This is a genomic window from Massilia rhizosphaerae (genome assembly GCF_016093545.1).
Taxonomy (GTDB): Bacteria; Pseudomonadota; Gammaproteobacteria; order Burkholderiales; family Burkholderiaceae_D; genus Telluria; species Telluria rhizosphaerae.
Map to the genome: position 1 here is coordinate 61,590 of NZ_JADKYX010000030.1, position 22,370 is coordinate 83,959.

Annotated in this window: 25 protein-coding genes and 1 tRNA gene; 13 read left to right on the forward strand and 13 right to left on the reverse strand. The window is 66.3% G+C overall.

Going from position 1 to position 22,370, the window contains the following annotated elements; genetic code table 11:
* Positions 1-23 precede the first annotated feature (23 nt).
* The 7 genes from lspA (at position 24) to ISF28_RS29250 (ending at position 6,560) form a co-directional block, all read left to right on the forward strand.
* Positions 24-545, forward strand: coding sequence for a signal peptidase II (gene lspA, locus ISF28_RS29220; RefSeq protein ID WP_198120694.1), 522 nt, complete (start codon positions 24-26; stop codon positions 543-545).
* Between the two features lie 38 nt (positions 546-583).
* Positions 584-1,804 carry a bifunctional phosphopantothenoylcysteine decarboxylase/phosphopantothenate--cysteine ligase CoaBC gene (gene coaBC / locus ISF28_RS29225; protein WP_198120727.1) on the forward strand — a complete coding sequence of 407 codons (1,221 nt, stop codon included), beginning with the start codon at positions 584-586 and terminating at the stop codon, positions 1,802-1,804.
* 34 nt (positions 1,805-1,838) lie between these two features.
* The gene (dut, locus tag ISF28_RS29230; protein ID WP_198120695.1) at positions 1,839-2,288 is read left to right on the forward strand and encodes a dUTP diphosphatase; all 450 of its coding nucleotides are present in this window, start codon (positions 1,839-1,841) and stop codon (positions 2,286-2,288) included.
* 12 nt (positions 2,289-2,300) lie between these two features.
* The gene (locus ISF28_RS29235; RefSeq protein ID WP_198120696.1) at positions 2,301-3,395 is read left to right on the forward strand and encodes a M48 family metallopeptidase; all 1,095 of its coding nucleotides are present in this window, start codon (positions 2,301-2,303) and stop codon (positions 3,393-3,395) included.
* Positions 3,396-3,658: 263 nt separating this feature from the next.
* The gene (locus tag ISF28_RS29240; protein ID WP_198120697.1) at positions 3,659-4,555 is read left to right on the forward strand and encodes a DMT family transporter; all 897 of its coding nucleotides are present in this window, start codon (positions 3,659-3,661) and stop codon (positions 4,553-4,555) included.
* Positions 4,552-5,436, forward strand: coding sequence for a DNA-3-methyladenine glycosylase family protein (locus ISF28_RS29245; RefSeq protein ID WP_198120698.1), 885 nt, complete (start codon positions 4,552-4,554; stop codon positions 5,434-5,436). The genes ISF28_RS29240 and ISF28_RS29245 overlap by 4 nt, the downstream gene beginning before the upstream one ends.
* 89 nt (positions 5,437-5,525) lie before the next feature.
* Complete coding sequence (locus ISF28_RS29250) at positions 5,526-6,560, forward strand: hypothetical protein (protein WP_198120699.1); 1,035 nt, start codon at positions 5,526-5,528, stop codon at positions 6,558-6,560.
* A 7-nt stretch (positions 6,561-6,567) separates the two neighbouring features.
* On the opposite strand, the gene ISF28_RS29255 is transcribed toward ISF28_RS29250, so the two are convergent.
* Both ISF28_RS29255 and ISF28_RS29260 read right to left on the reverse strand, forming a co-directional pair.
* Positions 6,568-6,990, reverse strand: coding sequence for a T6SS immunity protein Tdi1 domain-containing protein (locus ISF28_RS29255; protein WP_198120700.1), 423 nt, complete (start codon positions 6,988-6,990; stop codon positions 6,568-6,570).
* Between the two features lie 159 nt (positions 6,991-7,149).
* A tRNA-Met gene (locus ISF28_RS29260) sits at positions 7,150-7,226 on the reverse strand.
* Positions 7,227-7,398: 172 nt separating this feature from the next.
* Between ISF28_RS29260 and ISF28_RS29265 the strand changes: the two genes are divergently transcribed.
* The 4 genes from ISF28_RS29265 (at position 7,399) to ISF28_RS29280 (ending at position 10,622) form a co-directional block, all read left to right on the forward strand.
* Complete coding sequence (locus tag ISF28_RS29265; protein WP_198120701.1) at positions 7,399-7,983, forward strand: NUDIX hydrolase; 585 nt, start codon at positions 7,399-7,401, stop codon at positions 7,981-7,983.
* A 9-nt stretch (positions 7,984-7,992) separates the two neighbouring features.
* Positions 7,993-8,715: a leucyl/phenylalanyl-tRNA--protein transferase gene (gene aat / locus ISF28_RS29270; RefSeq protein ID WP_198120702.1), complete on the forward strand. Its 723-nt coding sequence runs from the start codon at positions 7,993-7,995 to the stop codon at positions 8,713-8,715.
* Between the two features lie 61 nt (positions 8,716-8,776).
* Positions 8,777-9,505 (forward strand): arginyltransferase, encoded by a 729-nt coding sequence (locus ISF28_RS29275; protein ID WP_198120703.1) that lies wholly within the window; start codon positions 8,777-8,779, stop codon positions 9,503-9,505.
* A gap of 76 nt (positions 9,506-9,581) precedes the next feature.
* Positions 9,582-10,622: a quinone-dependent dihydroorotate dehydrogenase gene (locus tag ISF28_RS29280; RefSeq protein ID WP_198120704.1), complete on the forward strand. Its 1,041-nt coding sequence runs from the start codon at positions 9,582-9,584 to the stop codon at positions 10,620-10,622.
* Between the two features lie 43 nt (positions 10,623-10,665).
* On the opposite strand, the gene ISF28_RS29285 is transcribed toward ISF28_RS29280, so the two are convergent.
* The 6 genes from ISF28_RS29285 to ISF28_RS29310 all read right to left on the reverse strand — a co-directional run bounded on the left by ISF28_RS29285 (position 10,666) and on the right by ISF28_RS29310 (position 15,694).
* Positions 10,666-11,739: a sulfate/molybdate ABC transporter ATP-binding protein gene (locus tag ISF28_RS29285; protein WP_198120705.1), complete on the reverse strand. Its 1,074-nt coding sequence runs from the start codon at positions 11,737-11,739 to the stop codon at positions 10,666-10,668.
* Between the two features lie 2 nt (positions 11,740-11,741).
* Entirely contained in the window at positions 11,742-12,629 is an 888-nt protein-coding gene (gene cysW, locus ISF28_RS29290) for a sulfate ABC transporter permease subunit CysW (RefSeq protein WP_198120706.1), read from the reverse strand.
* A gap of 1 nt (position 12,630) precedes the next feature.
* Positions 12,631-13,473, reverse strand: coding sequence for a sulfate ABC transporter permease subunit CysT (gene cysT / locus ISF28_RS29295; RefSeq protein WP_198120707.1), 843 nt, complete (start codon positions 13,471-13,473; stop codon positions 12,631-12,633).
* Positions 13,474-13,652: 179 nt separating this feature from the next.
* Entirely contained in the window at positions 13,653-14,426 is a 774-nt protein-coding gene (locus ISF28_RS29300; protein ID WP_198120708.1) for a sulfite exporter TauE/SafE family protein, read from the reverse strand.
* 193 nt (positions 14,427-14,619) lie between these two features.
* Positions 14,620-15,258 carry a peroxiredoxin gene (locus tag ISF28_RS29305; RefSeq protein WP_198120728.1) on the reverse strand — a complete coding sequence of 213 codons (639 nt, stop codon included), beginning with the start codon at positions 15,256-15,258 and terminating at the stop codon, positions 14,620-14,622.
* Between the two features lie 49 nt (positions 15,259-15,307).
* A complete protein-coding gene (locus tag ISF28_RS29310; protein WP_198120709.1) occupies positions 15,308-15,694 on the reverse strand; it encodes a diacylglycerol kinase in 387 nt (128 codons plus the stop codon).
* A gap of 140 nt (positions 15,695-15,834) precedes the next feature.
* Here ISF28_RS29310 and ISF28_RS29315 point away from each other — a divergent pair, with 140 nt between their 5' ends.
* Complete coding sequence (locus tag ISF28_RS29315) at positions 15,835-16,620, forward strand: IclR family transcriptional regulator (protein WP_198120710.1); 786 nt, start codon at positions 15,835-15,837, stop codon at positions 16,618-16,620.
* An 18-nt stretch (positions 16,621-16,638) separates the two neighbouring features.
* On the opposite strand, the gene ISF28_RS29320 is transcribed toward ISF28_RS29315, so the two are convergent.
* A complete protein-coding gene (locus tag ISF28_RS29320) occupies positions 16,639-17,763 on the reverse strand; it encodes a serine hydrolase (RefSeq protein ID WP_198120711.1) in 1,125 nt (374 codons plus the stop codon).
* Between the two features lie 181 nt (positions 17,764-17,944).
* Positions 17,945-18,640, reverse strand: a complete 696-nt coding sequence (locus ISF28_RS29325; protein ID WP_198120712.1) for a nitroreductase — start codon at positions 18,638-18,640, stop codon at positions 17,945-17,947.
* Between the two features lie 339 nt (positions 18,641-18,979).
* Between ISF28_RS29325 and phaP the strand changes: the two genes are divergently transcribed.
* Positions 18,980-19,555 carry a TIGR01841 family phasin gene (gene phaP, locus ISF28_RS29330; RefSeq protein WP_198120713.1) on the forward strand — a complete coding sequence of 192 codons (576 nt, stop codon included), beginning with the start codon at positions 18,980-18,982 and terminating at the stop codon, positions 19,553-19,555.
* 94 nt (positions 19,556-19,649) lie between these two features.
* Here phaP and ISF28_RS29335 read toward each other — a convergent pair whose 3' ends face one another.
* Genes ISF28_RS29335 through ISF28_RS29345 form a run of 3 tightly spaced genes read right to left on the reverse strand, consistent with a single transcriptional unit; the run spans position 19,650 to position 22,359 of the window.
* On the reverse strand, positions 19,650-20,384 hold the full coding sequence (locus tag ISF28_RS29335) for an ABC transporter ATP-binding protein (protein ID WP_198120714.1): 735 nt from the start codon (positions 20,382-20,384) through the stop codon (positions 19,650-19,652).
* Positions 20,384-21,151, reverse strand: a complete 768-nt coding sequence (locus tag ISF28_RS29340) for an ABC transporter ATP-binding protein (RefSeq protein ID WP_198120715.1) — start codon at positions 21,149-21,151, stop codon at positions 20,384-20,386. Before ISF28_RS29340 ends, ISF28_RS29335 begins: the two co-directional genes overlap by 1 nt.
* Positions 21,148-22,359 (reverse strand): ABC transporter permease subunit, encoded by a 1,212-nt coding sequence (locus tag ISF28_RS29345; RefSeq protein WP_198120716.1) that lies wholly within the window; start codon positions 22,357-22,359, stop codon positions 21,148-21,150. The genes ISF28_RS29340 and ISF28_RS29345 overlap by 4 nt, the downstream gene beginning before the upstream one ends.
* Between the last annotated feature and the right edge of the window lie 11 nt (positions 22,360-22,370).

The window sequence follows — 22,370 nt, forward strand, 5'->3', positions numbered from 1 at the left end:
GTTCTCAATTCACGACCATCGACATGGCCACCAAAAAAAAACCAACATTCTCCGCCGTTTCGTCGCGCTCGAGCGGCAGCCTCGCTCCCTGGCTCGGCATCGCCTTCATCGTCATCCTGCTCGACCAGATCAGCAAGATCACCATCACGCGCACCTTCATGCACGGCGAGGAAAAGCCGATCACGAGCTTCTTCAACCTGGTGCTCGCGTATAACCCGGGCGCGGCGTTCAGCTTCCTGTCGAACCAGGGCGGCTGGCAGCGCTACCTGTTCGCCGGCATCGCCATCGCGGCCGTCTGCTTCATCATCTACCTGCTGCGCAAGCACGCGGGCCAACGCATGTTCTGCTGGGCGCTCGCGCTGATCATGGGCGGCGCCCTCGGCAACCTGATCGACCGCGTCGCCTACGGCCACGTGATCGACTTCCTCGATTTCTACTGGCGCGGCCTGGGCCACTTCCCGGCCTTCAATGTCGCCGACACCGGCATCACGATCGGCGCCTTCCTGTTCATCGTCGACGAACTGCGCCGCGTGAACAAGCACTGAGCAACACCGAACATCGCATCGCGGAGGATTTCATGAGCATGGACCTCAAGGGCAAGAAAATCGTCCTCGGCCTGTCCGGCGGCGTGGCCTGCTACAAGGCCGCGGAACTGTGCCGCGCCCTCGCCAGGCAGGGCGCGCACGTGCAGGTCGTGATGACCGAGGCGGCCACCCATTTCATCGGGACGGTCACCATGCAGGCCCTGTCCGGCCGCGGCGTCTTCACGGACCAGTGGGACGGCCGCATCCCCAACAACATGGCGCACATCGACCTCACGCGCGACGCCGACGCCATCCTCGTCGCGCCCTGCTCGGCCGACTTCCTGTTCAAGCTCGCGCACGGCGCCACCGACGACCTGCTGTCGACCCTGTGCCTCGCGCGGCCGCACCGCGTGCCGCTGCTCGTGGCGCCGGCGATGAACGTCGAGATGTGGGAAAAGCCGGCCACGCAGCGCAACGTCGCGCAGCTGCGCGAGGACGGCGTCCGCATCCTCGGTCCGGCCGCCGGCTCGCAGGCGTGCGGCGAAACAGGCATGGGCCGCATGCTGGAGCCGGACGAACTGCTCGACGAACTCGTCGCCTCGTTCCAGCCCAAGCTCCTGGCCGGCAAGCGCGTGCTGATCACGGCCGGGCCGACCTACGAAGCGATCGACCCGGTGCGCGGCATCACCAACCTGTCGTCGGGCAAGATGGGCTATGCGATCGCGCGCGCGGCGCGCGAAGCGGGCGCCGACGTCACGCTCGTCTCCGGCCCCACCGCGCTGCCCACGCCGCACGGCGTGCGCCGCATCGACGTGCAGAGCGCGCGCCAGATGCTGGATGCCGTCATGCAGGCCGTCTCCGGCCAGCACATCTTCGTGGGCGTGGCCGCCGTCGCCGACTGGCGCGTGGACAATGCCAGCGCCCAGAAGATCAAGAAGGACGGCAGCGGCGACGCGCCGCAGCTGCACTTCGCGCAGAACCCGGACATCCTCGCGAGCGTGGCCGCGACCACCTCGCTGAACGGCTGGCCGTATTGCGTCGGCTTCGCGGCCGAATCCGAGAACCTGATCGAATACGGCGCGGTCAAGCGCGAGAAAAAAGGCATTCCTCTGCTCGTCGGCAATATCGGTCCGCAGACGTTCGGGCAGGATGAGAATGCGATCGTGCTGTTCGACGAAAACGGCCACACGGTGCTCCCGCGCGCAAGCAAGCTGGAACTGGCGCGCCAGCTCGTTTCCGAAATCGCCAAGCGCCTGGAACAACGTTCGCTGCTGGCCTGAACCACCCTGCATGACACGACCCACCGAAGCATCCATGAAAAACATCGACCTGAAAATCCTCGACCCGCGCATGAAGGACTTCCTGCCGGCCTACGCCACCGCCGGCAGCGCGGGCCTCGACCTGCGCGCGTGCATCGAGGCGCCCATGACCATCGAACCCGGCCAGACCGTGCTGGTGCCGACCGGCCTCGCCATCCACATCGGCGATCCGGGCTATGCGGCGATGATCCTGCCCCGCAGCGGACTCGGCCATAAGAGCGGCATCGTTCTGGGTAATCTGGTAGGCTTGATCGACTCCGATTACCAGGGCCAGCTGATGGTCTCGACCTGGAATCGCGGCCAGGCCACGTTCACGTTGCAGCCGATGGACCGCCTGGCGCAGCTGATCGTGGTGCCTGTCCTGCAGGTGGGCTTCAACGTCGTGGAGGATTTCGCAACGAGCGACCGGGGCGCCGGAGGATTCGGCTCCACCGGCAAACATTAATAAGAGGAGCACATGACCGGACATCTTCGTCAGCGCCCCGCGGGCATTCAGACTGCCGCGCTGGGCATCGCCGCAGCCCTGCTGCTATCGGCCTGCGCCACGCACGCACCGCGCGCCCCGGGCACGCCGCGCATCGTCGAGCGCCCCGTGGAAGCCCCCGCCCTGAGCCCGCAGATGGCCGCCGCGGCCGAGACCCTGACGAAGATGGCGGCCCTGCAGGACCGGTTGTACAAGGTCGCCTCGCCGTTGCTGATCCAGAATGCCGAATTGTGCAAGGGCCAGGCCCGCAACCTGCTCGGCTTCACGGCGAAGAACCGCTGGTCCTACCCGGGCGACTACAACGAAGCCGCCCATGTCGCCTTCGGGATGGACGAGCGCCTGCAGGTCACGGACGTGCTGACCGGCAGCGGCGCCGCGCGCGCCGGCCTGCAGACGGGCGACGTCCTGCTCTCCGCCGGCGGCAAGCCGCTGCCGGCCGGGGAGCACGCGCTGTCCCAGGCGGGCGCCATCTTCGGCAAGATCATCGCGTCGCAACCGAGCCTGCCGATGACGGTCGAACGCCACCGGAGCGCGCGCCAGCTGACGATCCCCGTCACGCGCGCGTGCGCCTTCGCGATCGAACTGGGCAACTCGGACAACGTCAACGCCTACGCCGACGGTTCGCGCGTGCTCGTCACGCGCGGCATGATCAACTTCACGCACGACGACGACGAACTGGCCTTCGTGCTGGCCACGACGATGGCCCACAACATGCTGGGCCACCCGGCCGCGCAGCGCAACAGCGCGACGATCGGCAGCATCATCGACAACCTGAAAAGCATCACGCCTGACACGTCGATGCTGATCGGCAGCGGCGGCATCAAGGCGATGCCGGCGGAAGCCGACGCCGCCGCGGACCGCCTCGGCATCTACCTGGCCGCGCGGGCCGGCTACGACATCAAGGAGGCGCCCGCGTTCTGGACGCGCCTGGCCGAGACGTATCCATCCACCGTGCTGAACGCCTACAGCGCCAATCATCCGGCGTTGCCGCAACGGTTGGCGGCCGTGGAAAAAGCGATCGCGGAGATCAAGGCCAAGCGGTCCGCGAAGAGGCCTTTGCTGCCTTGACCGCGCAAGCATCCGCATGATCGACAGGGCCGCGCATGCGGCCCTTTTCACGTCCGCATGCGCCCCGTAGGGTGGACGGCTTCGCCGTCCACGCATTCAAACGCCCTCGAAATCACCCGGCCGCCAGCGGCGGCGCCGCGCTTTTTGTATCATGACCGATTCCCCGCCCCGTCGCGCAATTCGAGCGCAAGAAACGGGAAGGCGGGGGAAGCCGCGCGCCCTACCATCCGGCGCGGCCCCGACCTGAACCCGAACCAGGAACCATGAACACTGCCAACCTGCTGCGCCTCATCGTGCTTGCCGCCATCTGGGGCGGCTCCTTCCTCTTCATGCGCATCAGCGCGCCCACGCTGGGCCCCGCCGTGCTGATCGAATTCCGCGTGCTGTTCGCGGCCCTGTTCCTGGCCGCCGTCGGCGTCGTCCTCAAGAAGCGCCTCGATGTGCGCCGCCACTGGAAGCATTACTTCATCCTCGGCTTCTTCAATTCCGCCTTCCCGTTCCTGCTGTTCGCGTTCGCGGCGCGCACGCTGCCGGCGTCCGTGATGGCCGTGTTGAACGCCACCGCGCCGATGTGGGGCGCGCTGCTCGGCGCCGTGTGGAACCGCCAGCCGATCCGCGCGCGCACCGCGCTGGGCCTCGTACTGGGCACGCTCGGGGTCGCGCTGCTGGTCGGCTTCGACCGCGCGACCAGCCGCCCCGGCGCCGGCCTCGCCGTCGCGGCCGCGTTGCTGGGCGCGTTCAGCTACAGCGTCGCGAGCCTGTACGCGCGCACCGCGACGAGCGTCGAGCCGTTCGCCAACGCGCACGGCACCATGTGGACGTCCGCGCTGATGGTGCTGCCCGCCCTGCCCCTGTTCCCGCCCGCCGGCCCGCCGACCGCCGGCATCGTCGGCGCCGTGGTCGCACTCGGTGTGCTGTGCAGCGGCATCGCCTACATCCTGTATTTCCGCCTGATCGAGCAGGTCGGCACGACGTCCGCCCTCACCGTCACGTTCCTGAGCCCCGTGTTCGGCATCCTGTGGGGCGCGCTGTTCCTCGGCGAAACGGTAGGCTGGTACACGATCGTCGGCTCCGCCATCGTGCTGGTCGGCACCGCGTTCGTCACCGGATTCATGCCCCGCGTCAAGCGGGCGGCGACTACGCCGGCGGCGGGCAGATGAGCAGCGCGCGCCATACGATCGCGCTGCCGCCCGGCTACCGCCGCGCGGACGCCTTCACGTTCCACGGCCGCGACGCCGATGCGCTGGCCGAGCAGGTCGATCCGCAGGCCGGTCGCATCCGCAAGGGCGTGCTGCTGGGCGGCGTGCCGACCGTGCTCGACATCACGCTGCACGACGACCGCGCCGACTGCGTCGTGGACAGCGACGGCACGGCCGCGACCGAGGCGGTGCGCGACGCCCTCGTGAACATGCTGGGCCTGCGCATCGATCCGGCGCCGTTCGAGCAGGCGGCGCGCGACGATCCGCTGTTCGGACCCGTCGTCGCGCGCCAGCCGGGCCTGCGCGTGATCCAGTCCGCCACCGTGTTCGAAGCGCTGACGTGGGCCATCATCGGCCAGCAGATCAACCTGCCGTTCGCGATCGCGCTGCGCCGCACGTTCATCGCCCAGGCGGGACGCGCCCACTCCAGCGGCCTGTGGTGTTATCCGGAGGCATCCGACGTGGCCCGCCTCGACGTCGAACAACTGACCGGCCGCAAATTCTCGGGCGCGAAGGCCGAGACCTTGCTGCGCTTCGCCCGCCTCGTGGCAAGCGGTGCGCTGTCGCTGGACCGCGAGACCGAGGCCGCCGGCGTGAGCGAGCGCCTGCTCGCCGTCAAGGGCATCGGCCCGTGGACGGTGAACTATGCGCTGCTGCGCGGCTGGGGCTATGCGGACTGCTCGCTGCACGGCGACGTGGCCGTGCGTAACGCCATCGGCCGCCTGCGCGGGACGGAACGGCCCGACATGCGCGCGGCGGAAGCGTTCCTGGCAGCGTATCGCCCGCACCGCACGATGGCCGCGGCCTATCTCTGGGCCAGCCTGAACCAGCCGGCCGGCTGACGCACCCGGCACGGATATCTTGTGCCGCCACAAGGCGCGGCCGCTTCGCTTGTCCAGACTGCTCCTAGCGGACACGAGCGGAGATATCCATGAAAGCGAAAACATGCATGGCGGCAGTGCTGATGGCGCACGCCGTCCTGGCCCGGGCGGACGCGCCGGCCGCGACGAACGATCCCGAGAACCACGGCGCGTACCTGTCGGCCGCCTTCGGCAACGGCCGCATCCATGGCGGCAACGCGAGCGGCTACCGCTGGATGCGCGGGCGCACCTTCGAAGTGCGCGCCGGCCGGCGCCAGGACGACGTGTTCGGCCTCGCGCTGCCGCCAGCCTGGGCCATGCGGGTCGACTTCGTCCATTACAACGAAGGGCATCCGGACAACAACCACCGCGACGGCTTCGCCCTGCAATGGCTCGTCGTGCACCGGTTTTCGCGCATGTGGACGGGCGAACTGGGCGTCGGCCCCTACCTGAGCATGAACACCACCGAAGTCCGCACGGAGGCCGGCTACCGCCAGATCGACGACGCCCGCCTCGGCGCGCTCGTCAGCGCCGGCCTGCGCCTGGCCGTGCCGGGGCCGTCCGGCACCCATCTGCGCCTCGGCTACAACCACGTGGCCATGCATACCGTGCACCGGTCCGACGCGCTCGTGCTGGGCATCGGACGCCAGTTCGACGCGGCCGAGCCGGCGCCCGACGTCGTGCCGGACGGGCGGCTCTGGCTCGGCGGCACGTTCGGCACGTCGATCACGAACATGGCGGGCACGCACGGCGCGCACGCGGGCGTGATCGAGGCCAGGCAGTATGCCGAGCGGTGGGGCATCGGCTACAAATTCCTGTTCGAAGGCGACGACGGCGCGCGCGTCGACCGGCGCGGGCTCGCGGGGCAGCTGTGGTACGTGCAGCCCGTGACGCCGCGCTTTTCGATGAGCGCCGGCCTCGGCCCCTATTTCGCCGCGAACCGGCGCGACGGCAACCGCACGGCCACGAATCTCCTGATCAGCTTCCAGGCCGAACGCGCGCTGTCCGCGCGCACGCGCGCCATCGTCAACTTCAACCGCATCAAGACCTTCCGGAAGACGAACGACCGCGACCTGTTCCAGGTGGGCCTGCTGCGCCGCTTCTAGGGTGCGCCTAGGCATGGCCCTGCCAGCAGGGCAGCCCGTCGAACTGCTGGGCGCCTTCGCCGGCGAACCGGATCAGTTCGGGCAAGGGCACCATGGCCAGGTTGTCGCGCCCGTAGTGCCCGCCCAGCGCGCTGGGAATCTTGAGGCAGTACTTGCGCCCGGCCGTGAGGGGGCCCAAGGTCGTCTCGGCCAGGTGCACCTGCTCGGGCATGTACCAGCCGTCGAGGAATTCCTGGTTGTACGACAAAGCGTCGAGGGCGGCGCGGTCCCCGGCGACCGGTTCGCACCGCAGGTCTTGCGGCGACAGGCGCCAGTACATGCCGTCCTCGTCGCGGACGATCAGATTGCCGAAGGCGTTCTCGCCCAGCACCTCGACGGCGTTGAGGCCGGTCCAGCCCCACGCGTCGTTGATGTCTTCCACAGTAATCATCGTTAGCTCCGCTTTCAACGCACTCCCTGTCTTCGACCGGGCCGGACGGGGCGCGTTGCGGCGGGAGCGGGAATGCTTGAGGCGGGTCGAACGGGCGGGCCCGGCCGGGCAAAAACGAAAAAGCCGCTGATCCGGAACAGGATCAGCGGCTTTGGAATCTGGTTGCGGGGACAGGATTTGAACCTGTGACCTTCGGGTTATGAGCCCGACGAGCTGCCAGACTGCTCCACCCCGCGTCTGATGCTTTGCATTATACGCACCTTTGGCACTTTAGGCAATCGCGGTTCTCCGACTCCCGTCGATCGCAGCATAAGCTGCCTCCATCGCGACGCAAACCGCTGGCGGATTGCGGCCCAGCCGCCTCCAATACAGTGGTAAAGTAAGGGCAATTCAATTCATCCGTTTCCTATGAAATTCTGCTCCGAGTGCGCCCACCCGCTCACGGTGGCCATCCCCGAAGGCGACAACCGTCCGCGTTTCGTGTGCACCAATTGCGGCACCATCCATTACCAGAACCCGAAGATGGTGATCGGTTCGATCCCCGTGTGGGAACAGGACGGCGCACTCAAGGTCCTGCTGTGCAAGCGCGCCATCGAGCCGCGCTACGGCTACTGGACGCTGCCGGCCGGCTTCATGGAAAACGGCGAGACCACCAGCGCCGCCGCCGCGCGCGAGACGGAAGAGGAAGCGGGCGCCAACATCGAGCTGGGCAACCTGTTCACGCTGCTGAACGTCGTGCACGTGCACCAGGTCCATTTGTTCTACCTGGCGCGCCTCGTCGACCTGGACTTCGCGCCGGGCATCGAAAGCCTGGACGTGCAATTGTTCAGCGAAAACGAAATCCCGTGGAGCGACCTGGCCTTCCCCACCATCCGCACGACGCTCGAACTGTTCTTCGCCGACCGCGTGCGGATGCGCGAAGACGGCGGCACTTATGGATTCCACACCCGCGACATCGCGGGCCCGATGAGGGCGCCCGTCCAACCCGACTGACCGCCGACCATGATTCCCTGGCTCGAGGCCCATACGCCGTTCCCCGACGTGTCCGAAGCGTTGACGACCGACGCGCCGGGCCTGCTCGCGGCCGGAGCCGACCTCTCGCCGCAACGCCTGCTGCAGGCCTACCGGCACGGCATCTTCCCCTGGTTTTCCGAGGGCCAGCCGATCCTCTGGTGGAGCACCGATCCGCGCATGGTGCTGTACACCGACCGCTTCAGGGTCAGCGAGAGCCTGAAAAAAACCCTGCGCAAGATCGAACGCAGCCGCCAGGCCGGCGGGCCCTGGGTCGTCCGTTTCGACGGCGCCTTCGAGGCCGTGATGCGCGCGTGCGCCGCGCCGCGCAGGGACGGGCCCGGCACGTGGATCTCGGAAGACATCATCGCCGGCTACACGGGCCTGTTCCGCATGGGCTACGCGCACTCGTCCGAGGTGTGGCTGGACGGCGAGCTGGTCGGCGGCGCCTATGGCGTGTGCATCGGCCGCATGTTCTATGGCGAATCGATGTTCGCCCGGGTGTCGGACGCGTCGAAGGTCGCGCTGGCCTACCTGGTCGCCTTCTTGCGGCGCCATGGCGTGGCGATGATCGACTGCCAGCAGGAGACGGGCCACCTGGCGTCGCTGGGCGCCGTCCCGATCCCGCGCCGCGATTTCCTGCAGCACCTGCGCCGCGCGATCGACGAGCCGCCCATCGAACGGTGGGAAGTCGCGCCACCGTTGACCACCTAACGGTGCGCGGCGCCGTCTTTGGCTACAATGGGTTCCACATACGTCGTTCCGAGAGCTTTGCATGACGCACCTGAATGATCTGCCATTTTCCACGCTGCAGTTCTACACAACGGCACCGTATCCTTGCAGCTATCTCGACGCGCGCCAGGCCCGTTCGCAGGTCGCCACCCCGTCGCACCTGATCAATGCGGACGTGTACTCGGAACTCGTGCGCAACGGTTTCCGCCGCAGCGGCATCTTCACGTACCGCCCCTATTGCGACGGCTGCCGGGCCTGCATCCCCGTGCGCGTGGCCGCGGAGCGCTTCATCCCCAACCGCAGCCAGCGGCGCGCCTGGAAGCGCCACGACGACCTGGCGGCCATGGTGGCCAACCTGTCGTTCTCCGACGAGCACTATGCGCTGTACCTGCGCTACCAGACGACGCGCCACGTGGGCGGCGGCATGGACCAGGACAGCCGCGACCAGTACGCGCAATTCCTGCTGCAGAGCCGCGTCAACACGCGCCTCGTGGAATTCCGCGAGCCGGACGGCACATTGCGCATGGTCTCGATCATCGACGTGCTGTCGGACGGCTTGTCGTCCGTCTACACGTTCTTCGACCCGGACGTGCCCGGCGCCTCGTTCGGCACGTACAACGTGATGTGGCAGATCGGCCAGGCGCGCGAGCTCGGCCTGCCCTACGTCTACCTGGGCTACTGGATCGAACAGAGCCCCAAGATGGCGTACAAGATCAATTTCAAGCCGCTGGAGGCGCGTATCGACGGCGTATGGGGTGTGCTGGACCGTTAAGCGGCTGTATTGATCGTGATAGTGCGGCGTTTCAGCCATACAAGGTAAAATGGCGCCCAATCCACGATAGCCGATCATGTCCGACAAACTCCTGTACGCCCTCGCCCGCCCCCTGCTGTTCTCCCTCGATCCCGAAACGGCCCACAACCTGACCCTGCCCGCGCTGCGCCGCGCGGCGGCCCTGGGCCTGACGGGCATCGTCAGGAAACCGAAACCGGATCCGCGCACGGTCATGGGCATCACGTTCCCGAACCCGGTCGGCCTGGCCGCCGGCCTGGACAAGGACGGCGCGTACATCGACGGCCTGGCCGCCCTCGGCTTCGGCTCCATCGAGATCGGCACCGTGACCCCGCGCGCCCAGCCGGGCAACCCGCGGCCGCGCATGTTCCGCCTGCCGGCCGCGCGCGGCATCATCAACCGCATGGGCTTCAACAACGGCGGCGTCGACGCCTTCGTCGCCAACGTCCAGTCGTCGCGCTTCTACCAGGAACGCCAGGGCGTGCTGGGCCTGAACATCGGCAAGAACGCCGACACGCCCATCGAACGTGCCGCCGACGACTACCTGGCCTGCCTGCGCAAGGTGTATCCGTACGCCAGCTACGTCACCGTGAATATTTCGTCGCCGAATACGAAGAACCTGCGCCAGCTGCAGGACGCCTCCGAACTGGATGCGCTGCTGTCGCAGCTCAAGGAAGAGCAATCGCGCCTGGCCGACAAGTACGGCCACTATGTGCCGCTGGCGCTGAAGATCGCGCCGGACGTGGACGGCGACCAGATCCGCAACATCGGCGGCGCCCTCGTCCGCCACGGCATCGACGGCGTGATCGCCACCAACACCACCTTGAACCGCCGCGACGTGGAAGGCATGCGCCATGCGAACGAACAGGGCGGCCTGTCCGGCGCGCCCGTGTTCGACCTGTCGAACATCGTGATCCGCGCGCTCAAGGCGGAAGTGGGCGACACCGTGCCGATCATCGGCGTGGGCGGCATCATGAGCGGCCGCGACGCCAAGGCGAAGATCGCGGCCGGCGCCCGGCTCGTGCAGCTGTACAGCGGCCTGATCTACCGCGGCCCCGCCCTCGTGCGCGAGTGCGCGGACGCGCTGCGCGAGCGCTGATCCCTGTCATGCGCCGCTGCGCGCGGGCGCGGCTAGCGGAAATTCAAATGCCTTCGCCCTGGTCGACGAACACGTGCATGCGCCTGGGCTTCACCAGCAGCGTGTCGCCGTCGCGCAAGCCCAGCTCGCGATAGCGCTCGTTCGGAATCACGGCCTCGATCATCTGGGCGTTGTCGGCGCGCTCCAGGTCCAGCTGGGCCAGCGGGCCGATCGCGTGCGCGCGGCGCAGCTTCACGGCGACGCCCTCGCCGCCCGCAACGTAGCGTTCGACGTCGAGGTCGTGCGGGCGGACGTAGGCGATGCCTGCGCCGTTCTTGACGTCCGCGTACTGCGGCGCGTGGAACGTCGCGTCGCCACTGGCCAGCACGCCTTCGTGCACGCGGCCGTGGAACAGGTTGACGTTGCCCAGGAAGCCGTAGACGAACGGCGACGCGGGATGGTTGTAGACGTCGGCCGGCGTGCCGAGCTGCTCCACGTGCCCCTGGTTCATCAGGACGACCTGGTCCGCCACCTCGAGCGCCTCTTCCTGGTCGTGGGTGACGAAGATCGACGTCACGTGCAGCTCGTCGTGCAGCTGGCGCAGCCAGCGCCGCAGTTCCTTGCGCACCTTGGCGTCGAGCGCGCCGAACGGTTCGTCCAGCAGCAGCACGCGCGGCTCCACCGCGAGGGCGCGCGCGAGGGCGATGCGCTGGCGCTGGCCGCCCGAGAGCTGCGGCGGATAACGGTCGGCGATCCAGTCCAGCTGCACCAGCTCCAGCAGCTTCTTGACCTTGTCGCGGATCTGCGCTTCGGACGGACGTTCGCGCCGCGGCTTCACGCGCAGGCCGAAGGCGACGTTCTCGAACACGGTCATGTGCTTGAACAACGCGTAGTGCTGGAACACGAAGCCGACCTGGCGCTCGCGCACGTGACGGTCGGATGCGTCCTCGCCGTCGAGCAGCACGCGGCCCGCATCCGGGAACTCGAGGCCGGCGATGATGCGCAACAGGGTCGTCTTGCCGCAACCGGACGGGCCCAGCAGCGCCGTCAGCTCGCCGTCGGCAAACTTCAGCGACACGTCGTCCAGGGCCGTGAACGGGCCGAACTGCTTGCGGATATTGTGGACTTCGATCGTCATGTTCAATGCTCCGTGGTGCGGCCTTGCACGCTGGCCTTGTGGGCCCGGTGCATGCGCCATTCGATAAAGGTTTTCACGGCCAGCGTCACGAGGGCCAGCAAGGCCAGCAGAGACGCGATCGCGAACGCGGCCGTGAAGTCGTATTCGTTGTAGAGAATCTCGACCTGCAGCGGCATCGTGTTGGTCTCGCCGCGGATGTGGCCGGAGACGACGGACACGGCGCCGAACTCGCCCATCGCGCGGGCGTTACACAGGATCACGCCGTACAGCAGGCCCCATTTGATGTTCGGGAGCGTGACCTTGAAGAAGGTCTTCCAGCCGGACGCGCCCAGCACGAGGGCCGCCTCTTCCTCTTCGCTGCCCTGCGCCTGCATCAGTGGGATCAGTTCGCGCGCGACGAACGGGAACGTGACGAAGACGGTCGCCAGCACGATGCCCGGCACGGCGAACAGGATCTTGATGTCGTGGTCCGTCAGCCAGGGGCCGAACCAGCCCTGCGCACCGAACAGCAGCACGTAGACGAGGCCCGCGATCACGGGCGAGACCGAGAACGGCAGGTCGATCAGCGTCAGGAGGACGCTCTTGCCGGCGAAGTCGAACTTGGCGATGGCCCACGCGGCGGCCACCCCGAACACGAGGTTCAGCGGCACGGCGATGCCGGCGGCGATGAACGTCAGCTTGATGGCGGACAGCGCGTCCGGATCGAGCACGGATTCGCGGTACGTGTCCCAGCCCTTCGTGAGCGCTTCCGTGAACACCGCCACGAGCGGCACGAACAGGAACAGCGTGAGGAACAGCAGGGCCACCGCGATCAGCGCGTAGCGCACCCAGCCCGGCTCCAGCGTGTTCGTGGCCCTGGCTTGCGATCGATCGTCGAGGACGGCACTCATGTCACTTCCCCGCGCGCTTGCGCGCCCAGGCCTGCAGCAGGTTGATGGTCAGCAGGAGGGAGAACGACACCAGCAGCATCACGACGGCGATGGCCGTGGCACCCGTGTAGTCGTACTGCTCCAGCTTGGTGATGATGAACAGCGGCGTGATCTCGGACACCATCGGCATATTGCCGGCGATGAAGATCACCGAGCCGTATTCGCCGGTCGCGCGCGCGAACGCGAGCGCGAAGCCCGTCAGCAACGCGGGCACGATGCTGGGCAGGATCACGCGGATGAAGGTCTGCCACGGGCTGGCGCCCAGGCTGGCGGCGGCTTCTTCCAGTTCGCGCTCCGCGTCTTCCAGCACCGGCTGGACCGTGCGCACGACGAACGGCAGGCCGATGAAGGTCAGCGCGATGACGACGCCCAGCGGCGTGAACGCGACCTTGATGCCCGCCCGTTCCAGGTATTGCCCGATCCAGCCGTTGGACGAGTACAGCGCCGTCAAGGTGATGCCGGCGACCGCGGTCGGCAGGGCGAACGGCAGGTCGACCAGGGCGTCGACGAAGCGCTTGCCCGGGAACTGGTAACGCACGAGCACCCACGCCACGATGCCGCCGAACACGACGTTGATGGCGGCGCCGAGCAGCGACGCGCCGAAGCTCAGCCGGTACGACGCCATCACCCGGTCGGACGTGACGGCGCCGACGAACGCGTCCCAGCTCATCGTGAACGTCTTGAGGAAGATGGCCGACAGCGGAATCAGCACCAGCAGCGCCAGATAGAAAATCGTGAACCCGAGCGAGAGCCCGAAGCCGGGGATCACCCGGTTGGCGCTGCTGCGCGATCGTGGAATGGTCATCGTACGCCTTATTACGTTTTCTTCTAACGAAACTAGATAATCTCACGAAAACCGCATATCACAAACGAAGCATTCCTCATTTGCATAGAAGATTCCCATCTTAGCGGCCCCAAAAGCAGGAAAGGCGCCTCGCGGCGCCTTTCGCTCGGTCCGGCCGGTTCGGCCCGGCTCGGTTCGACTCAGTGGAGCAGCTTGACCGCCACGCCCGCCAGCGTCATCGCCAGCAAGCCCCGCAGCACTCGTTCCGGCACGGCCCGGGCGGCCCAGGCGCCCAGCGTGATCCCGGGCAGCGACCCGACCAGCAAGGTCAGCAGCAGGGTCCAGTCGATCGACCCCAGCCACCAGTGGCCGACCGCGGCGATGGCGGTCAGCGGCACGGCGTAGGCGATGTCGGTGCCCGCCACCTCGGCCGGCGTCAGGCGCGGATACAGCATAACGAGCAAGGTCGCCCCGATGGCGCCCGCGCCGATCGAGGAGATCGTCACGAGCGTGCCCAGCAGCGCTCCGGACGCGACCGTGGCGGCGAACAGGCTGCGGCCGTGCAACTGGTGCGACGGGCTGGCGTTGACCCAGGCGAGCATCTTGCCGCGGAACAGGATGGCGACGACGGTCAGCAGCACGGACACGGCGATCGTATAGCGGATCACCTTGCCGATCGCGGCATTCAGCGGACCGAAGTACTGCAGCGCCAGGGTGGCGACGAGCGCGGCCGGCAGCGCGCCGAGGCACAATCGGCCGACGATGTCCCAGTGCACGGTGCCGCGCGAACGGTGGGTGATCGTGCCCGCACTCTTCGTAATCGAGGCGAAGGCAAGGTCGGTGCCGACGGCGACGGACGGCGTCACGCCGAACATCAGCGTCAACAGCGGCGTCATCAATGAACCACCGCCGACCCCGGTCAGGCCGACCAGCAAGCCAACTGCGAATCCCGACAAAATGTATTGAATGGACATGCTTTACCCCCAGGTTGGACCCAAGGGTAATGGTCCTCAGCCGTAAAACAAACAACACGTTCCTTATTTGCTTATGCGGACTGTAATATCTGGCAATAACGATAGGTTTGGTGGGCACGGGGTGCCCACCCTACCGTGTGCAGGTTGGTAGGGTGGGCGGCCCCCCGCCCACCATGCATGCCGCATGCGGCGCTTATTTGTTCGGCTGCGGGGTCAAACGGAGATACGGCTTCGGCGCCGTGAACCCTTTCGGATATTTCTGCTTGAGCTGCTCCGGATCCTGAATGTTCAGCGGAATGATCACGTCGTCGCCATCCTTCCAGTTGCCCGGCGTCGCCACCGTGTAGCCGTCGGTGAGCTGGAGCGCGTCGATCACGCGCAGCACCTCGTCGAAGTTGCGGCCGGTGCTCATCGGATAGGTGATCATCAGGCGGATCTTCTTGGCCGGATCGATCACGAACAGGGAGCGCACGGTCGCCGTGGCCGACTGGTTCGGGTGGATCATGTCGTACAGCGTCGAGACCGATTTGTCGGCGTCGGCGATGATCGGGAAGCCGACCACGGTCTGCTGGGTTTCCTCGATATCCTTGATCCATGCCTTGTGTTGCTCGGCCGGGTCGACGGACAGCGCGATCGCCTTGACGTTGCGCTTGTCGAATTCCGGTTTCAGTTTCGCGGTGAGGCCCAGCTCCGTCGTGCACACCGGCGTGAAGTCGGCGGGGTGCGAGAACAGCACGACCCACGAATCGCCCGCCCACTCGTGGAAGCGGATGCGGCCGATGGTGGAATCCTGCTCGAAGTCCGGCGCCGTGTCGCCCAGGCGTAAAGTCATCATGATCTCCTTTGGTGGATGCGCGGGCCGCCGCGGCTGTCGCGGCGGGTCAGAAAAAACGGTTGTACAGCACGACGGCCCAGGTGGCGGCCGCCATCGCGATCGCCAGCGCCACCGCCGCGCTGCCCAGGTCCTTCGCCGCCTTGGACAGCGGATGGCGTTCCAGCGACACGCGGTCGACGACGGCTTCGATGGCCGCATTGATCAATTCCACGAGCAGCACGAGTCCCAGCACGGCGATCAGCGCCAGTTTCTGGAATGCCGAAATCTTCAGCAACAGCGCGACGACGGCCGCCGGCACGGCCACCATCACCTCCTGGCGGAACGCGTGTTCGTGCCGCCACGCCGTGCGGAAACCCTCGATCGAATAGCGGAAGGCGCCCGCGATGCGGCCCAGGCCGCCTTTACTCTTGAACTCGCTGCTCGGTTGATCCATGTTGTTTCGACAAGCTGTACAGAAACGCCATTATGCCCACACAGCTCTACCCGCACGCAACACCAAACTGACAGGATTGCCCATTCTTTTCGCATTGTGGTATAAAGTAGAGAAATATACCGCACCGCACCAACCACATCATGAAAATGGAAACTCCAGAACCGGCCAAGACTTCCATCCAGGTGATCGAGCGCATGGTGGCGCTGCTCGACGTACTGGCCGGTCACCCCGATCCCGTCAGCCTGAAAGAGTTGTCGAAGATCTCGGGCCTGCACCCGTCGACGGCGCACCGCATCCTGAACGACATGGTCGTGACGCGTTTCGTCGACCGCGTGGAACCGGGCACCTACCGCCTCGGCATGCGCCTGCTCGAACTGGGCAACGTCGTCAAGAGCCGGCTGTCCGTGCGCGAAGCCGCCGTCGACCTGATGCGCGCGCTGCACAACAAGACCAAGCAGACCGTCAACCTGTCGGTCCGCCAGGGCGACGAGATCGTCTACATCGACCGCGCCTTCTCCGAACGCTCCGGCATGCAGGTCGTGCGCGCGATCGGCGGCCGCGGCCCGCTGCACCTGACGTCGACCGGCAAGCTGTTCCTGTCCGTCGACGAGCCGAAAGCGATCCGCGCGTATGCCACGCGCACGGGCCTCGCCGGCCACAACAAGAATTCGATCACGGACCTGACGCGCCTGGAGCGCGAATTGTCGCTCGTGCGCGCACGCGGCTATGCGCGCGACAACGAGGAGCTGGAACTGGGCGTGCGCTGCATGGCGGCCGGCATCCACGACGACAGCGGCAAGCTGGTCGCCGGCCTGTCGATCTCGGCGCCCGCAGACCGCCTGCAGGACGATTGGCTGGAAGACCTGGTGACCACGGCGGCGCAGATTTCCGCCACGCTGGGCCACCGCGTCGGCGGGCCGAGCTGAAGCGCCGCCCCGGCCCGCTTACTGCACGACGGACGTCGCGGCGGCGGCGGACACCGTGGCCGGCACCGTCGCCGACACGGTCACCGGCACGCCGGCCGCGGCCGTGGCCGACATGCCGGCCGGCTTGAGCGTTTCGAGCCAGCGGCGCATGCGGCCGGCGTCGGCCGTGCGCGACTGCTTGCCCTTCGAATCGAGGAACACCATGATCACGTTACGTCCCTGGATCATGGCCTGCATCACGAGGCAGCGCCCCGCTTCGTTGATGAACCCGGTCTTTTGCAGGCCGATGTTCCAGTCCGGCATGGCGACGAGATAGTTCGTGTTGTGGTACTGCAGCGGCCGGCCGCCCGCCTGCACGACATAGTTCGGATCCGTCGTGTACTGGCGCAGCAGCGGCTCCTGGTGCGCCACCTTGACGAGCCTGGCGAGGTCGCGCGCGCTCGACACGTTCTCGCTCGACAGGCCGTTCGCATCCACATAATGCGTGTCGTTCATGCCGAGTTCACGCGCCTTCGCGTTCATCGCCTCGACGAACGCCTGGATGCCGCCCGGATAATTGCGGCCCAGCGCGGCGGCGGCGCGGTTTTCCGAGCTCATCAGCGCGATGTGCAGCAGATTGCCGCGCGTCATGCGGGTGCCGACGGCCAGGCGCGAACTGGTGAATTTGTGGCGGTCGACGTCGGCGTCCGTGATCGTCAGGACCTCGTTCAAATCCTGCTGCGCCTGCACGACGAGCAGGCCCGTCATCAGCTTGGTGATGGAGGCGATGGGCAGCGCGACGGCCGCATTCTTTTCGAACAGCACTTCCGAGCTCGTCTGGTCCATCACGTAGGCGACGTTGGAGCGCAGGTCGAGCGGATCGTGCGTGCGGTTCAGGCCGGCAATTTCGCCGGCGCTGAGCACGGCGACGGCCGGCGCGACGTGGCGGATGCGCCGATACACGACGCGGCGCTTGCCGTGCACCATCTCGATCCGGCGCACCATGCGCTCGCGGTTGTCGTCCGCGATGACCTTGGCCAGGTAGGGGCGCTTGGCCTTGACCCGCTTGGCGGCGGCCGCGTGTCCCTTGTGCTTGGTCGCGGCTGCGGCGGGTTCGAGCACGAACATCATGGAAATGGCGGCTGCCAACGCGAGCTTGAGCATCTGAAAATCCTTGAACGCGAACTGAAGAGCACTGAATGCAGTGTAGCGGAAGACGACTGGAGCGCAAGTGCGCACCAAGCGAAATGTACCACCTGCGCCCGCTTTTTTCTACAACGAAAAAAACAATGCGTTGTAGAAATCCCTTGGTTTTTCAATAGCTTGCGGCGACGGACCGCAAATGCTACTCGATGAAACGGGCGAAGGCCGATACCGGCTCCCGTGCCGTGACGAGGGTATTTTCGACCTTGCCGGGATCCGCGTAGCCGAGCGCCATGCCGCACACGATCATCTCGTTGTCGGGCAGTCCGAGCTCGTCGGAAATGATGCGGTGAAACTGCGTGAACGCGGCCTGCGGGCACGTGTCCAGACTGCGGCCGCGCGCCGCGATCATGATGTTCTGCAGGAACATGCCGTAGTCGAGCCAGGAGCCCTGCTCCAGGATGCGGTCGATGGTGAAGATCATGCCGACGGGCGCGTCGAAGAAGCGGTAGTTGCGGCCGTGCTGGGCCGCCATGCCGGCCTTGTCGTCGCGCGTGAGGCCCAGGAGCGCGTACAGGTCCCAGCCGACCTTGCGGCGCCGGTCGACGAAGGGCGACACCCATTCGCGCGGGTAGTAGGCGTATTCCTCGACGTGCTCGCGGTTGCTGGCCGGATCCTTGTAGACGGCCAGGATGCGCTCGGACAGGCGTTCCTTCGCGGCGCCCGTCAGCACGTGGACTTTCCACGGCTGCGTGTTGGTGCCGGACGGCGCGCGCGCCGCCACTTCCAGGATGGCCTCGACGTCCTCGCGCGCGACCGGCGTCGGCAGGAAGGCGCGGATCGAGCGCCGCGACGTGATGGCGGCGTCGACGGCGCGTTGTTGTTCGGTGGTGATCATGCGGCCTCCATTAACGTGCAACAAGTCTAGCATGGGCGCTTCGCCCCGTTGGCGCTTGCTGCAGAGCACTAAACTGTTGTAACGACGCAAACAAAAATGCCGCAAACGATTGCATCCATTGATCTTACTCAACAGATTGCTGTTCAATTGTGCGACGCATCAAAAGTGCTTGACGCATAATCGAAAAACGTGAAAAATGGCTTCATGTTGCGGCGCACAATCGTCGAGCTTCACAAGCCGCCCCAAGTTTTTCAGCAGCACCGCTTCACTGGTCCAAAGCAGGTGTCCCAAGGCACCTCAAAGCAAAGTTCACATAACGATCCATTACTGGAGAACCATATGTTTGCATTCCCTGAGCAGTTTTCGAACGCGACCAAAGCCAATCTCGAATCCCAGTTCGCCCTGCTGTCGGCCCTGACCTCCAAGACCTTCGAAGGTGTGGAAAAGCTGGTGGGCCTGAACATCAACACCGCCAAGGCCGCCCTCGAGGACTCGTCGGCAACCGCACGCCAGCTGCTGGCTGTCAAGGATGCCCAGGAATTCTTCGCCGTGTCGGCCGCGCAAGCGCAGCCGGCCGCTGAAAAGGCCCTGGCCTACGGCCGTCAAGTGGCATCGATCGCCGCCGACACCGGCGCCGAGTTCTCGAAAGCCGCCGAAAGCCAGTTCGCCGAAGTCAACCGCAAGGTGATCTCGCTGGTCGACGAAGTAACCAAGAACGCCCCGGCCGGTTCGGAGACCTATGTGTCGGCCCTGAAAACCGCCATCAGCAACGCCAACGCCGGCTACGAACAGTTCACCAAGACGACCAAGCAAGCCGTCGAGGCGATCGAATCGAACCTGAACGCCGCCGTGTCGCAGTTCACGCAAGCCACCCGCAAGGCTGGCGCCGCCGCCAACTCGGCCGCCGCCGCCTAAGCAGCAGGAATCACCGCTGCTTCCCCCTCCCAAGGAAGCAGAACGGCCCGGACCGCGCAAGCGGTTCCGGGCCGTTCGTCTTGTTACGCGCGGTTTATTCGCCCAGGTACGCCGCCTGCACGCGCGGATCGTGCAACATGTCCTGGGCATTCCCGGTCATCGTGATCGCGCCGGATTCCATGACGTAGGCGCGGTGCGCGGCCTGCAGCGCCAGCTTCGCGTTCTGCTCCACGAGCAGGATCGTGATGCCCTGCTTCGACACGTCGCGGATCACCTCGAAGATCTTGTCGACCATGATCGGCGCGAGACCCATCGACGGCTCGTCCAGCAGCAGCAGCGTCGGATTGCACATCAGGGCGCGCGCCATCGCCAGCATCTGCTGCTCGCCGCCGGACAGCGTCCCGGCCAGTTGCCCGGAGCGCTCCTTCAGGCGCGGGAACACGGCGTACCACTTCTCGATGTCCGCCTCGATCCCGGCCTTGTCGTTGCGCGTGTAGGCGCCCATCAACAGGTTTTCGTGGATGGTCATGCGCGTGAACACGCCGCGGCCTTCCGGCACCATGGCCAGCTTCTGCTCGACCAGCTTGAACGACTTGTGGGCGTGCAGCGTCGCACTCAGCGATTGGCCGAGATAGGCGATCGTGCCTCCCACCTTGCACGGCGGCAGCGTGCCCGTGATCGCTTTCAGCGTCGTCGTCTTGCCCGCGCCGTTGGCGCCGATCAGCGTGACGAGTTCGCCGCGGTCGACCGCCAGGTCGATGCCCTTGACGGCCTTGATGCCGCCGTACGCCACCTTCAGGCCGGCAATTTTCAGAACGTTATCGGCCATCAATGGGCTCCTCCGAGATACGCGTCGATGACGGCCTGGTTCTTCTGGATCTCGGCCGGCAGGCCTTCCGCGATCAGCTTGCCGTATTCCAGCACCGACATGCGGTCGCACAGCCCCATCATGAGTTTCACATCGTGTTCGATCAGCAGGATCGTGATGCCCGTGCGCTGGATCTTGACCAGCAATTCGCGCAGCGCGACCTTTTCCGTGGCGTTCATGCCGGCCGCGGGCTCGTCCAGCGCGAGCAGCTTCGGCTCCGTCGCCAGCGCGCGCGCGATTTCCAGGCGGCGCTGGTCGCCGTAGGACAGGAAGCGCGCCGTGCGCAGCGAAAACTGGCCGATGCCGACGAAGTCCAGCAATTCCTGCGCGCGGGCGCGGATCGCCGCCTCTTCCCGGCGCGCCGCCCCGTGGCGGAAGATGGCGCCGAACACGCTCTGGTGCGTGCGCACGTGGCGCCCCACCATCACGTTTTCCAGCGCGGACATTTCGCCGAACAGGCGAATGTTCTGGAAGGTGCGCGCGATGCCGGCCTTGGCGACGGCATGCGGGGCCGACGGCGAGTACGGTTTGCCGTCCAGCTCGAACGTCCCGGTGTCCGGCTGGTACAAGCCCGTGATCACGTTGAAGAAGGTGGTCTTGCCGGCGCCGTTCGGGCCGATCAGGCCATAGATCTGGCCCTTGGCGATCTTGATGCCGACGTCCGTCAGGGCCTGCAGGCCGCCGAAGCGTTTATTGACGCCGGAGATGTTCAGCAGGATGTCGCTCATGCCTCGTTCTCTTCCTTTTCTTCCTTCGCGATGGCGGCGGCCGGACGGTCTTCCTTCACGGGCGACGGCCACAGGCCGGCCGGACGGTTCAGCATGATCAGCACCATGGCCAGGCCGTACAGCAGTTGGCGCAGCACCTCGGCCTCGATGACGACCTTGCCGAACAGCGCCTGCTGCGCAGGCTCGACGACGTGGCGCAGCACTTCCGGCAGCGCGGCCAGCAGCACGCCGCCCATCACGACGCCGGGGATGTGGCCGATGCCGCCCAGCACCACCATCGCCAGCACGGCGATAGATTCCGTCAGCGAGAACGATTCCGGCGAAACGAAACCCTGGAACGCGGCGAACATGGCCCCCGCGACGCCCCCGAACGACGCGCCCATCGAGAACGCGAGCAGTTTCACGTTGCGCGTGTTGATGCCCATCGCCTTCGCGGCGATCTCGTCCTCGCGGATCGCGACCCAGGCGCGGCCCAGGCGCGAATGCTGCAGGCGGCTCGTGATGAAGATCGTCACGATGCACAGCAGCAGGAACAGGAAATAGTACGCGTTGACGGACGGCATACCGAAGCCGCCGATGTACACGGTCGCCCGCGAGCCCGGCTCGCCCGCCAGCGAGAGGCCGAAGATCCGGATCGGATCGATCAGGTTGATGCCTTGCGGGCCGTTGGTGAAATTGATCGGATCGTTCAGGTTGTTCATGAAGATCCGGATGATCTCGCCGAAGCCCAGGGTCACGATGGCGAGGTAGTCGCCGCGCAATTTGAGCGTCGGTGCGCCCAGCAGCGCGCCGAACAGCGCGGCCACGAGCGCGGCCAGCGGGACGACGAACCAGACGGACAGGTGGATCCCGTTCTCAAGCACGTCCTCGCCGAACAGGCGCACGATGGCGTCCTGCAGCTCGGGGTGGTAGTTCAGGACGGATTCCAGCAGCGCGGCGAATTGCGGCGATGCGAACAGACCGGTGAGATACGCGCCGACGGCGAAGAATGCGATATAGCCCAGGTCGAGCAGGCCGGCGAAGCCGACGACGATGTTCAGGCCCAGCGCCAGCATGATGTACAGCAGCGCCATGTCGATGATGCGCACCCACGAGTTGCCGTACTGCGCGGCGACGAACGGGAAGATCAGCACCACGGCCAGCAGTACCGCCATGCTGGCGTACGATTGCTTCGGCTTGTGCGCGGTGTCGAACGTCAGGAGAGCCATTCTCGATGCCT

Coding starts and splice junctions, on each gene's coding strand:
- lspA (WP_198120694.1), top strand. CDS start 24: ATGGCCACCAAAAAAAAACCAACATTCTCCGCCGTTTCGTCGCGCTCG.
- coaBC (WP_198120727.1), top strand. CDS start 584: ATGGACCTCAAGGGCAAGAAAATCGTCCTCGGCCTGTCCGGCGGCGTG.
- dut (WP_198120695.1), top strand. CDS start 1,839: ATGAAAAACATCGACCTGAAAATCCTCGACCCGCGCATGAAGGACTTC.
- ISF28_RS29235 (WP_198120696.1), top strand. CDS start 2,301: ATGACCGGACATCTTCGTCAGCGCCCCGCGGGCATTCAGACTGCCGCG.
- ISF28_RS29240 (WP_198120697.1), top strand. CDS start 3,659: ATGAACACTGCCAACCTGCTGCGCCTCATCGTGCTTGCCGCCATCTGG.
- ISF28_RS29245 (WP_198120698.1), top strand. CDS start 4,552: ATGAGCAGCGCGCGCCATACGATCGCGCTGCCGCCCGGCTACCGCCGC.
- ISF28_RS29250 (WP_198120699.1), top strand. CDS start 5,526: ATGAAAGCGAAAACATGCATGGCGGCAGTGCTGATGGCGCACGCCGTC.
- ISF28_RS29255 (WP_198120700.1), bottom strand. CDS start 6,990: ATGATTACTGTGGAAGACATCAACGACGCGTGGGGCTGGACCGGCCTC.
- ISF28_RS29265 (WP_198120701.1), top strand. CDS start 7,399: ATGAAATTCTGCTCCGAGTGCGCCCACCCGCTCACGGTGGCCATCCCC.
- aat (WP_198120702.1), top strand. CDS start 7,993: ATGATTCCCTGGCTCGAGGCCCATACGCCGTTCCCCGACGTGTCCGAA.
- ISF28_RS29275 (WP_198120703.1), top strand. CDS start 8,777: ATGACGCACCTGAATGATCTGCCATTTTCCACGCTGCAGTTCTACACA.
- ISF28_RS29280 (WP_198120704.1), top strand. CDS start 9,582: ATGTCCGACAAACTCCTGTACGCCCTCGCCCGCCCCCTGCTGTTCTCC.
- ISF28_RS29285 (WP_198120705.1), bottom strand. CDS start 11,739: ATGACGATCGAAGTCCACAATATCCGCAAGCAGTTCGGCCCGTTCACG.
- cysW (WP_198120706.1), bottom strand. CDS start 12,629: ATGAGTGCCGTCCTCGACGATCGATCGCAAGCCAGGGCCACGAACACG.
- cysT (WP_198120707.1), bottom strand. CDS start 13,473: ATGACCATTCCACGATCGCGCAGCAGCGCCAACCGGGTGATCCCCGGC.
- ISF28_RS29300 (WP_198120708.1), bottom strand. CDS start 14,426: ATGTCCATTCAATACATTTTGTCGGGATTCGCAGTTGGCTTGCTGGTC.
- ISF28_RS29305 (WP_198120728.1), bottom strand. CDS start 15,258: ATGACTTTACGCCTGGGCGACACGGCGCCGGACTTCGAGCAGGATTCC.
- ISF28_RS29310 (WP_198120709.1), bottom strand. CDS start 15,694: ATGGATCAACCGAGCAGCGAGTTCAAGAGTAAAGGCGGCCTGGGCCGC.
- ISF28_RS29315 (WP_198120710.1), top strand. CDS start 15,835: ATGAAAATGGAAACTCCAGAACCGGCCAAGACTTCCATCCAGGTGATC.
- ISF28_RS29320 (WP_198120711.1), bottom strand. CDS start 17,763: ATGCTCAAGCTCGCGTTGGCAGCCGCCATTTCCATGATGTTCGTGCTC.
- ISF28_RS29325 (WP_198120712.1), bottom strand. CDS start 18,640: ATGATCACCACCGAACAACAACGCGCCGTCGACGCCGCCATCACGTCG.
- phaP (WP_198120713.1), top strand. CDS start 18,980: ATGTTTGCATTCCCTGAGCAGTTTTCGAACGCGACCAAAGCCAATCTC.
- ISF28_RS29335 (WP_198120714.1), bottom strand. CDS start 20,384: ATGGCCGATAACGTTCTGAAAATTGCCGGCCTGAAGGTGGCGTACGGC.
- ISF28_RS29340 (WP_198120715.1), bottom strand. CDS start 21,151: ATGAGCGACATCCTGCTGAACATCTCCGGCGTCAATAAACGCTTCGGC.
- ISF28_RS29345 (WP_198120716.1), bottom strand. CDS start 22,359: ATGGCTCTCCTGACGTTCGACACCGCGCACAAGCCGAAGCAATCGTAC.